This is a genomic window from Nostoc favosum CHAB5714, assembly GCF_020829495.1.
GTDB lineage: Bacteria > Cyanobacteriota > Cyanobacteriia > Cyanobacteriales > Nostocaceae > Nostoc > Nostoc favosum.
Genome location: NZ_JAIVFQ010000024.1, coordinates 78,001 through 86,375 on the forward strand (window position 1 = coordinate 78,001; position 8,375 = coordinate 86,375).

At 42.8% G+C, this 8,375-nt stretch carries 7 protein-coding genes and 1 pseudogene; 3 read left to right on the forward strand and 5 right to left on the reverse strand.

Features of this window, described 5'->3' with window-relative positions; translation table 11 throughout:
- Window positions 1-57: 57 nt before the first annotated feature.
- Window positions 58-429, forward strand: a complete 372-nt coding sequence (locus LC586_RS17590; RefSeq protein WP_229469712.1) for a zinc ribbon domain-containing protein — start codon at window positions 58-60, stop codon at window positions 427-429.
- Window positions 430-1,069: 640 nt separating this feature from the next.
- Here the strand turns inward: LC586_RS17590 and nblS are convergent.
- The 4 genes and pseudogenes from nblS to purD form a co-directional block, all read right to left on the reverse strand.
- On the reverse strand, window positions 1,070-3,016 hold the full coding sequence (gene nblS, locus LC586_RS17595; protein ID WP_229486040.1) for a two-component system sensor histidine kinase NblS: 1,947 nt from the start codon (window positions 3,014-3,016) through the stop codon (window positions 1,070-1,072).
- 143 nt (window positions 3,017-3,159) lie between these two features.
- Window positions 3,160-3,504: a XisI protein gene (locus tag LC586_RS17600; RefSeq protein ID WP_229486041.1), complete on the reverse strand. Its 345-nt coding sequence runs from the start codon at window positions 3,502-3,504 to the stop codon at window positions 3,160-3,162.
- Window positions 3,492-3,909, reverse strand: a pseudogene (locus tag LC586_RS17605) (XisH family protein). Before LC586_RS17605 ends, LC586_RS17600 begins: the two are co-directional and overlap by 13 nt.
- 220 nt (window positions 3,910-4,129) lie before the next feature.
- Window positions 4,130-5,428, reverse strand: a complete 1,299-nt coding sequence (gene purD / locus LC586_RS17610) for a phosphoribosylamine--glycine ligase (protein ID WP_229486042.1) — start codon at window positions 5,426-5,428, stop codon at window positions 4,130-4,132.
- 770 nt (window positions 5,429-6,198) lie between these two features.
- Here purD and LC586_RS17615 point away from each other — a divergent pair.
- On the forward strand, window positions 6,199-7,146 hold the full coding sequence (locus LC586_RS17615; RefSeq protein WP_229486043.1) for an NAD-dependent epimerase/dehydratase family protein: 948 nt from the start codon (window positions 6,199-6,201) through the stop codon (window positions 7,144-7,146).
- A gap of 360 nt (window positions 7,147-7,506) precedes the next feature.
- On the opposite strand, the gene LC586_RS17620 is transcribed toward LC586_RS17615, so the two are convergent.
- Complete coding sequence (locus LC586_RS17620; RefSeq protein ID WP_229486044.1) at window positions 7,507-7,869, reverse strand: hypothetical protein; 363 nt, start codon at window positions 7,867-7,869, stop codon at window positions 7,507-7,509.
- A gap of 200 nt (window positions 7,870-8,069) precedes the next feature.
- On the opposite strand from LC586_RS17620, the gene LC586_RS17625 reads away from it, so the two are divergent.
- Window positions 8,070-8,375, forward strand: a 306-nt coding sequence (locus LC586_RS17625; protein ID WP_229486045.1) for a hypothetical protein, incomplete at its 3' end; no start/stop codon positions are given.

Below are 8,375 nucleotides of genomic sequence, written 5' to 3' on the forward strand. Positions count from 1 at the left end.
CCCATTATTTTTGTAAATGGATAGAATCAAAGTGTTTACCTATTTGCGCTAAAGGTTTTGGCTACTGTATCTTGTCCCCACTGCCATCAACTCGTTGATAGTCAAGCTATTAGTTGTCCCTATTGCCGGACGACACTCAAAGCTTACGGTCATCCCGGTATTCCATTGCACCGCGCCACTGGGGACGGGTATCTGTGCGACACCTGCACTTATCACGCTGATGATACTTGCAATTTTCCTCAGCGTCCCTACGCCAAAGACTGTACCCTTTACCAAAATATTGAAGAGACAAAGTTAGAGTTGGAACAGCAGCGTTACACTAACAGTTTTGCAATAACTGTAAAAAGTTGGGTAAAACGCAATCAGGCTTTGCTGTTACTTTTGGGTTTATTATTGGTCTGTTTGTTGTTCGTTATATTAAGGTCTTGATTTGGGTTTTCTGGGGAGTGGGGAATATAACGCTTCTGTGTTGAGTCTAATACAGACCTAAATAGTTACGATTTTATATTTAAATTGTCTCCCCAGCTAAATTGGAATGGGAGCATCCCAAATGTGTAAAAACATATTTTGTCATTGCGAGCGTAATGAAATGAAGCGTAAAGCCTTCGGCATAGCTTCGCTTAACGCGGAGCTATGCCGAAGGCTTTACGCTCCATTCGCAATGACTACCTGCTAACTTGGTAAATTTGCTTGCATTGGGATGCTCCCAATTGGAATTGATGATGTATCAAAAAAATCAATTTACATGACCTCATGTAAATTGATTTTTTATTGCTTGTGAGAAATCCGGGTTTATGCAATACGGTTCGGATAAGACTTGATCCCCCCAACCCCCCTTAAAAAGGGGGCTAATAATGGCTCTATTTCCCCCAATTTATCGGGGGACTAAGGGGGATCTTTAAGGACTATGCACCTTCACCGAACCGTATTGGCAGCTATCCCCCCTTCAGCGGGCAATCCCCTCAAACGCTTCATCCAAAATCCCCACTATAGGGAATGGTCAAAAATAACAAACCATGCCCAATCCCTAATCTTCAGGCTGTGATGATTTTGGATGCTTCTGCAATCTTCAAACTGTGGTGATTTTGGATGCTTCCGCAATAGGTTCAACTTGTATCGGTGGCGCTTTTTCTTCAAAGGCGGCTAAGTCGAACCAAAAAGTGGTGCCTATACCAACTTCACTCACTAGATGGACTTTACTACGATGTCTATCGATGATATTTCTGACAATCGATAAACCTAAACCCGTGCCTTCTAGAGTGTGAACTCGGTTTTCTACGCGGAAGAAGCGTTCAAAAATTGAATGTTGATCTTCTGTGGCAATGCCAATTCCAGTATCAGAAATTTCAATCCGCACTGGAGAAGATTGGGTTTGACTGGGTTTAAAATCTAGTTGGTAGGCGCGAATTGCCACTTTACCACCGGCTTTGGTGAATTTGAGGGCATTACCAATCAGGTTGCCAAACACTTGTACTAACAGATCATAATTACCCATTACTAGCGGCAAATTAGGAGCAACTTCCTGAAGGAGTTCAACACCTTTATCCTTCGCATTGAGTTGGTAAGTACGTAGTGTTTGCTCGATCGCTTGGGTTAAATCTACGCTATCGAAGTTGTAGTTGCGACCAGATTCGAGTTTTGACAAATCTAAAACATCGTTAACTAGGCGGGTTAGGCGATCGGTTTCATAATTGACTGTTTGCAAAAACTCTTGCCGTTGTTGTAAAGCTAAGTCTTCGCCGGAGTCGTGTAGGGTTTCAATATAGCTTTTGATGTTGGTTAGAGGCGTTCGCAGTTCGTGAGAAACGTTGCTGATAAATTGGCTTTTTGCATCGTTTAATTCCACCTCACGGGTGATATCTTGGACGGTAATCGCAATGCCTTTGATGCTTTCCCTTTGCACATTGAGTACTGTAGTCAAGAGAATGCGGATCGTTCGCGGGATGGGTTGGTTAATAAAAATTCGGAATTCGGCGCTTTCGCATTCGCCTGCTGCCATTTCGTACAAAGGGCGAGTGATTTCCATTTGTACCGATGGGGGTAAGTGATGTAACAGATTTTGACCTACCACATCAGCAGTTTCCCAGCCAAAAATTCGCTCTGCTGTGGGGTTAGCTAAAATCACCTGCATGTTGTTATCAATCAACACAGCACCATCTGCGATCGTCGAAACTAGGGTTTGTAGCTTGGCTTTTTCTGCGGTCAGTTCCTCAATATTCTGTTCTTCATAGCGCTCTAATCGCTCTCCCATTTCATTAAAGCTTAAAATTAACTCCCCTAGTTCGCCCCCTAAAGGTAAATCAATGCGCTGCTTGAAATTCCCGGTAGCAATTTGCTTTACCCCCACCAGCAGTTCTTTAATGGGCTTAGTGATGGTCAAGGCGTTAATCACTCCTGCCAAAATCACCATTACCCAAATGGTTATAAAAACGGCAATGGTGACATCGCGGGTAAAATTGGTGGAGATGACAGCAGTCTGATTAGGGTTGATACCGATCGCTAATACACCTAAGTATTTTTTATTGACGATCAGGGGAATAAATACATCGGTGACTGTTCCATCTGGAGTCATGTGTTGCCGCACCATCGGCTTTTCCCCATCACCAGGGTAATCTTCTGGCAATTGTATCCGCCGTTTAATGGTGAGGGAGTTTTCTACCTCCGCTTCCCAAAAAGGAATGCCAAAAAAGATTTCTCCGGTTTCATCAGCGTAAAGCATATAACGCACACTAGAGGTGCTGCTGTAGAAGCGTTGAGAAAATTGGGCAACCTCAGTGAGATTATTGTCAGCGACTAGGGGAGCAACGTTGGCAGCAAGCAGCAGCCCCAAGTCACGACCGAAGCGGGTGTCATTCATCCGCGCATCCTGCTGAATTGTATTCACAGCCCAGAAGGTCAGACCACTCATCACCAATGAAACTACCATTGTGGCTACAGCCAATAATTTGGTCTGGAGTGTGAACTCCGACCACCAAGTAGCGATCGCATGTCGAATTGTTTTTAACAGACTTAGCATTTTAAATAAAGTTTTTAATAGTCTTTGTTATAAAGCCTAACAACTAAAAAATTAACAGTTAATTTGACAAACATGTTAGGGAATGGGGAATGGGGGAGTAAACTTGAACTTAGCACTAAGATATTCAAACCAATGCGCCACCGCTACGATGCGACTGCAAAATCTGTGTACTGCCGCATCTTAGGCTCATGGAATCCTAACACTATATCTTCCTTGGCAACACCTGCATGAACTAGGTCTGTTGCAATCCCATTTTCAGTCCAATCTTCCTCGATCCAGAATTTGCGATCTCGAATCCGAACGTAGACGGTGATACCAGTAATCCGTTCGCCATTTTGCCAACCAAGGTTCATCCAAATATAGTGACCCTTTGGCTCATCTATAATCAAGAATGTTTCGATGTCTATGTTAGGACGACGGTTAGATAGTTCTATATATTCGGTCAGGATACGCTTAATTATTTTGGGATAGTCAGTTAATTTATCCATTGTGTGATCTCCTCTGTCTCTGTATCGATGACAATGAGTGGAAGTTGATGTTTGTGGACGATGAGTTGAATCACATCTTGGTTGAAAAAGCAATTATTAAGCGATCGCACCGACAGCAATGTAAAGTTTACGATCTGGCGCTGTCTCCTCTAGAAGATAACGGTAGATGTCATACTGACCGAGAGCCTCTTTCAAATCTTGTATCTTTGATGCGCCAACAAAGCTTTTTACTTCAACAACAAGTTTTTCTCCATCTCGTTCAGCCCCAATGGGGCGTTCAGCACCGATATCAGCGTATAACGTTGTTCTTCGATACTGAATTACGTAGGGATCGTCTGTAATCGCCCAACCGTCCTTTATAAGTGCGTTTTTTACCGCGTTATGGATAATGTCTAACTTGGGCATAGCTTAAGTATAAGTCAGCCTCGCTGCTTCATGGAAATCAGTGCCAGCCTTAAAGCCGACATTAGACTGGATGCTTATGCAATACTGCGTAGGTTTTGAAGATTTGTAGGTTGGGTTGAAGGTCGTGAAACCCAACAAAGCTCTGAAAATGTTGGGTTTCGTTCCTCAACCCAACCTACATTGGAGTTATTTTTAAGCTTAACCGAACAGTATTGGATGCTTATGGGGTTTCCCTATGCTTCACGCTGACGACCACTCTATGCCCAATATCTCTCCGATAATATATTCCCTCAAACTGGATATATTTGATACCTGCGTAGGCTTGGGCGATCGCTTGCTCGAAATTTTCTCCGATTCCAGTCACATTTAATACCCGACCCCCATCTGTCACTAGTTCTTGTTGCTGGTTCAACTTTGTACCTGCATGAAATACAGTTGCTCCTGTTGCCTCTGCCTCGCTAATGCCAGTAATGACCTGGCCTTTCTCATATTCTCCTGGATAACCACTTGAAGCTGCAACGACAGTGGCAGATGCTCCCCCTTTCCAAGCAATGGGTGGCAATTCGCTTAATCGCTGTTGTACACAAGCTAGAATCAATTCTTCTAGGGGTGTTTCTAACAGTGGTAAAATCACCTGGGTTTCTGGATCGCCAAAACGACAGTTAAATTCCAAAACTTTCAAGTCGCCATCGGGTGCAATCATTAACCCAGCATACAGCACACCTCGGTAATCAATGCCTTTAGCTCGTAGGGTTGCGATCGCCTTTTCTAAGACTTCTGTTTGAATGCGTGCCATTAACTCTGGTGTAGCAATCGGTGCTGGGCTGTATGCTCCCATCCCGCCAGTATTTTCTCCCGTATCGCCGTCACCAATCCGCTTATGGTCTTGAGCTGGCAGCAAGGGTCTAATTGTTACCCCATCTGTTAACGCTAAAACTGATACCTCTTGCCCAATTAAACACTCTTCAATGACGACAAATTCACCAGCACTGAATTGTCCCTGAAAAATCGCATCAACGGCACTTTCTGCCTGTGCAACTGTTTCAGCTACAGTTACGCCCTTACCAGCCGCCAAGCCATCAGCTTTGACGACAATTGGCGCTCCCGTAGCTTTTATATATGATTTTGCTGCTGCTGCTTCCGTAAATACCGCAGCCCGTGCCGTCGGAATTCCCGCTTCTTGCATCAGGGCTTTTGCCCAAGCTTTGCTCGCCTCAATCTGCGCTCCCGCTCTGACTGGGCCAAATACCATCAGTCCTTTATCTTGGAGGTAATCTGTGATTCCCTTAGACAGGGGGACTTCTGGCCCAACTATCACCAGAGTTATGCCATTTGAGAGAGCATATCGGCTCATACCCTCAAAATCATCTACTGCTAGGGGCAAGTTATGGCAACGTTCCATACTTGCTGTACCTCCATTCCCTGGTACACAGATAACTTGCTCAATTTGCTTAGATTGCAACAGTTTCCATGCCAGAGCGTGTTCGCGCCCTCCATTACCTACAACTAAAACTTTCACTGATTTCCTCGTGCGTCCCTTGCGAAACGAGAATGCCTTAGCACTCTCGCGGATCAATTTTTTCACCAATTCTCACACTTGTGCAAGCCCCCTTATGACTAAAAAGGCAGGGGGAGCAGGGGCAATAAGAAATATAGCTATAGAACTTACGCATTGACAAAAAATACCAAATATGAGTCAAGGTTAAAAACCATATCTTTCGTAAGGGCACAGCATTGCTCATTAGTGTCAACTTAAGCTCAAACGCTTATCCCACAGCCGTTTTACCCCACACGCTATCCGGCTCCACGCAGGTGAACCCCAAGACCGCACTGGCTCCCCTTAATCCCCTCCCCGTTCACGGGGAGGGGAGATTTTGTCGCTAGACAAAAGCGGGGTGGGGTTGCGAGGGCATAATTAGTAATTGAGTAGGCTTGATATAACGTCATTGCAAGGGTTTCACGTTAAGTTGACACCAATGAGCATTGCGCCTTGCCCCTACAGCATGGTCTATTTACGATCGCAGGATAATTAAGAAAAGCCTGAAAACTTCCTCATCTTAAAATCAAATTTAGTTAATTAGTATAATTATAACTGTTATCAATAGCAATATTTAAATAAATATACTGAAACTATTCCAATACAAGTACAATATTTAAGTATTTATGATGGGTTTTTTAACCATTAAAATAATTGAGTAAAAAAAATCATCTTCAGGTAATGACGATTATTGGTTACAAGTATTAACCTGTGAATATGGAGATTAATGAAAATATCAAAAAATAGGCAACATGGCTAAAATTATTGTTACTGGAGCTGCTGGCTTTATTGGTTCTCATCTTGCAGAAACATTGCTGCAACAAGGAGAAGAAGTAATCGGGATTGATGAATTCAATGATTACTACGATCCGATGTTAAAGTTTAAAAATGTTGCCCACTTACATCAATCACCTGGCTTTACATTAATTGAAGGAGATATGCAGTTTTTAGATTGGCAGAAACTCCTAGAAGATGTTGATGTAGTTTACCATCAAGCGGCACAAGCAGGGGTTAGAGCAAGTTGGGGTAAAGCTTTTCGAGGTTATACAGAACGAAATATTAATGCTACACAAGTTTTGCTAGAAGCAGCTAAAGATGCTAAACACCTAAAAAGATTAGTGTTTGCCTCATCATCAAGTGTATATGGTGATGCAGAAACATTACCCACCCATGAGAAAATTTGTCCTCAACCAGTTTCTCCTTACGGCATTACAAAGCTAGCATCGGAGTTTTTGTGTGAACTATATCACAAAAACTTTGGCGTACCTTGTGTGACATTGCGTTATTTTACAGTTTATGGGCCCAAACAGCGCCCAGATATGGCATTTAATAAGTTCTTTAAATCGATTTTGCAGGATGAAGCAATTCCTATTTACGGCGATGGGCAGCAAACGCGAGAATTTACCTTTGTTAGTGATATTATCGCCGCTAATTTAGCCGCAGCGATCGCACCCGTTGCAGTGGGAGAAATCTTTAATATCGGTGGCGGTAGCAGGGTAGTTTTAGCAGAAGTCTTGGATACGATTGAAGAAATTGTCGGGAAATCAATCAAAAGAAACCACATAGAAAAGGCGATGGGAGACGCCCGCCACACTGCTGCTGATGTATCTAAAGCAAAGAAAATTCTCGGATATCAGCCGCAAGTCTCCTTGAGAGAAGGTTTGACACAAGAATGGGAGTGGGTGAAATCTTTGTATTAGACATCTCCAGAAATTTAAATAATTCGTAATGACGCTCCTGCGTCGCTAACGCTGCGCTAACGTAATTCGTAATGGGCAACTCTTAGAGACGCTATCGCAAACGCCCCGCAACGCTTTCGTAAATTTTGTTTTGTAATGGGGATTTAACCCCAACACAAAACAAAATTTTTATTGAACCGGTGGACTTAAACCCACGGAATTGAGTTAAATATGCGTTATCTAGAACCCTTGTAGAGACGTAGCAATGCTACGTCAAAACAATTCTTTTTCACTCCTATGTCTATTCCGTATCCTTCTAATTTTCCTCATCCCCTCATCTTTACTTTGGTTATGCAAAGCGTATTGATAGGAGTTTTGCTCTTAGCTGGTAGTCAAAACAACACCTTGGCGCACAGTACGCTTGCGAGCGCTTTTACGAGTACCCCCAGCCATCTGATACTCGTGGCTATTTTTACCAAACTTATAAGCAACACCAAGCAAAATTTTTTCAGAATAGTCTGCTAAGTCTCGTTCATTTTCGGTGATTTGTGTTAATAAAACATCAATAGTAGAGAGAGTGGTATTGTAGGCTTCTAGAGATTGACGGAGACTTGCAATTTTGTCTGTATAATCTTTAACTGTTAAACTATCTCCTACATCTAGAGTAGGACTGATAGATTTAATACTTGCCAAGCGCATCTCAGCTTTGCTAAGAATACGTGAATCGCGTTTGTGCCTTGCCATAATTAATACTCCTTTATCTGAAAAAACAACCTAAATTTTTAGTAATTCTATAGTGGACAATTTTTTAAAAGTTTGTCCTGCGTAAAATTGTTGATTTTTCCTAAAAAGACTGAAATTTGAGTAATTTCACCAATTTTTATCCCCCTTCTTTCCCTCTCATAACCGCAGTGGCTCCACAAGAAGCAACTAGGGGGGAGCTTATGAAAAATTTGGATGTGTTAGAAATCTGTAGAGTAAACCCGCTCTTACTTTTTTCTCACTCAGGACTCAGTAAAGTTAAAGGAGAAGTTGCTACAGCAAAAGCAGAAGTTTTTACAGGGAAGACGGAAGTTGCTACAGACTGCGCGAAACACCCAAACGTGAAGACGGAAGTTCCTACAGGGAAGACGGAAGTTGCTACAGACTGCGCGAAACACCCAAACGTGAAGACGGAAGTTCCTACAGGGAAGACGGAAGTTGCTACAGACTGCGCGAAACACCCAAACGTGAAGACGGAAGTTCCTAAA

Bases quoted from the DNA above. Each gene is read 5' to 3' on its own strand.
- LC586_RS17620 (WP_229486044.1), bottom strand. From the start codon at position 7,869: ATGGCAAGGCACAAACGCGATTCACGTATTCTTAGCAAAGCTGAGATG.
- nblS (WP_229486040.1), bottom strand. From the start codon at position 3,016: ATGCTAAGTCTGTTAAAAACAATTCGACATGCGATCGCTACTTGGTGG.
- LC586_RS17600 (WP_229486041.1), bottom strand. From the start codon at position 3,504: ATGGATAAATTAACTGACTATCCCAAAATAATTAAGCGTATCCTGACC.
- LC586_RS17615 (WP_229486043.1), top strand. From the start codon at position 6,199: ATGGCTAAAATTATTGTTACTGGAGCTGCTGGCTTTATTGGTTCTCAT.